Here is a 2399-nt window from a genome sequence, read left to right as displayed (position 1 = left end):
ACCCATAGTTCATCTCATGCCAAACCTATTCCCTGATATCACTTCACTACTGAACAGGTACTAAGTTTGTAATAGTTGTTTACAAACACTCTCTTAAGCTTCGTTCAATCTGTCCCGCTTTATGTCGGTAGCCGGAAACCTGATGCGTCGAGCAGTTTCTCGCTTGAACACAACCCAGCGGGCAAACACCACAAGCCAATCGTAGTCTAGCTTTCGTCCTTGGCGTTGTTTTTAGCCCAAACGCTACGGGAACTCCAATAAGCATCTATATCTATCACCCGTAGATTACTCACAGTGGGGTTTTCGCTGGTGGTAATGATTTTCATAATCACTTTCAGATTGAAAGCGGAGGTTCGATCGGACTACCGACTTCTCAAATCATTTGGGTGGGATTCTCAGAGTTTCTTGTGGTTAGAAGTTGGGCTTAGAAGGGGTTGAGTATCTGTAATTTTACTTAGATACTTGTGATTATAATCACAACTAAAATCCATATCTGTGTTATTCATCTATGTAGACGTTGTATAAAACTCTACTATGTTAAGACCTCTTCTATCGAGAGCAACAATCACAGCCTTAGCCCTCGTGGGTAGTCTGGGCGTTCCGGCTCACGCTGATAACCGCACGAATTTGGTAAACCTGACACCAGTACAGCCTTCTACAGTCTCTGTTACTTTAATTGCTTATACAAATTCGACGACGCAACTTGAGCAATCTATTTATCAGCAGATCAATCACTATCGCGCTAGTTTGGGGCTTCCAGCTCTGGTGATCGCAGACAGCCTGACTCAGCAGGCAAGGCAGCACAGCCAAGACATGGCAGCCGGAAAGATGCCATTTAGTCATCAAGGCTTTGACCAGCGTGTTAAAGAAATCGCTAAGTCGGTTCCTTATCGCGGGGCTGCCGAAAACATTGCTTACAACATGGGCTATGAAGACCCTACCACTCAGGCGGTAGAGAGCTGGCTTAAAAGCCCTGGACACTTAAAAAACATTCAAGGAGCTTATGGGTTAACGGGTGTCGGAGTCAGTCGCAACGCAAAAGGAGAGATCTACTTTACGCAGATCTTTATTCGCAAATAGCGAGTAGTAAGATGAGATCGGTTTAATCTCTATTGCCGCATCTCAACTTCTAAATGGACTAGCGGGCGCATCCATGCAGAAAATTACGGTTTCACTGGGTCAGGAAACTTAGAACTGACCATTTAACCTGATTGTGATTGCTTGATGGGTTTTCTTGTGCTGATCAAGACCTCATAGCGTCAAAAAGCTCGGCACAAAGAAAACGGTCGTTTTTCTAGCTGTTGCCTTTACGGAAGATGAAGGTGTTGCGGGATAAGGATTCTAGCCAAAACCGTAACTTCCTGTTCAAATGCGCCTGCTGGTCCTTGATGTAATCGGACTCGGTCACCTTGGGTGAGTTCATCTTTTTGTTTCACCGCACCTCCTTTGCTTTCTCAACTGCGTAGCCCCTGAAAGTTATTGGAACAGACGAAGCCAGCGCTTATGCACAAGCGGCTACCTTTACCTTCATCCGCGAAACCGCCATCCCATAAGGCTTTGAGCCATTTTCACAGGTGTGCATAGCTGTGCACAAAAAAACGTCCAAAGCCCCAGAAATTTTCTGAGGCTTTTAGGCTAGGATCGTTGCCCTTATTGAACTTTTGCTCCTGCGCCACCAAAGTAACCGCCTGTGCGACGTCTCTGATATTGACCGTCGATCTCAACATCGTCTTTGCTTATTTGGGGTTGAGATGCAGCAGAGGGTAGGGCAGTGATGTCCTACCCTCTGCTGCATCTCAACCCCTTACTGCTGCGCTTCGAGCGGATCAGTCAGTTGCACTACGCCCTGAAGAGCTTGGCTTACACGATGATCAATCTGCGACATTTCTGCCAGAGCTAAAGTTCTCATCATCGATTCTCCCGAAGGTCTTACACGAGAGACCCAGATTTGTCCTGCTTTGGAAACGGGAAGATTGAGAAAACCAGCCAGAAGAACATCAAACCAGAGCATTTTGCCTCGTCGAATGCTCAATCTCACCTGGTTGCTCAAGATTTCGGATCAACTATTTCATAAAACCCGCAACCAGTTGAGGGACAATCTTTTACGCGCCGCCACAGACATCCATTTGTACGCTCTGATTGTGCCTGCAACAAAAGACCGAATTGATCGCACGTCAGGCTTTTTTGATCCAAATGCGCTTGAAAAGCTAACGCCAAGGGATGCAGGGACATAGTTTTTCGGAATCGTCAAATTATGTAAATATTTCGTTACACTAATTTAAATACCGTAACGAACGGGGATAAACCTTTGTTCACGGCTTTATCTCCTTGAGGGCGCAAGTGATCGTTATGGATCAAGTCACCGAACTCACTTTAGAGCAAGCCTTCAGCCTCAGACG

General features: G+C 46.0%; 2 protein-coding genes. Both read left to right on the top strand.

What is annotated here, in order from left to right; all coding sequences use genetic code 11:
• Window positions 1–534: 534 nt before the first annotated feature.
• Window positions 535–1080, top strand: a complete 546-nt coding sequence (locus A8707_RS26015) for a CAP domain-containing protein (protein ID WP_068820343.1) — start codon at window positions 535–537, stop codon at window positions 1078–1080.
• Window positions 1081–2012: 932 nt separating this feature from the next.
• Window positions 2013–2234, top strand: coding sequence for a hypothetical protein (locus A8707_RS26005; protein ID WP_231948483.1), 222 nt, complete (start codon window positions 2013–2015; stop codon window positions 2232–2234).
• The last annotated feature ends 165 nt before the right edge of the window (window positions 2235–2399 follow it).

The organism is Phormidesmis priestleyi BC1401, from assembly GCF_001650195.1.
Lineage (GTDB): Bacteria > Cyanobacteriota > Cyanobacteriia > Leptolyngbyales > Leptolyngbyaceae > Phormidesmis_A > Phormidesmis_A priestleyi_B.
Note: the sequence above shows the minus strand (reverse complement) of the source record. Positions and strands in the feature narration are given on the sequence as shown.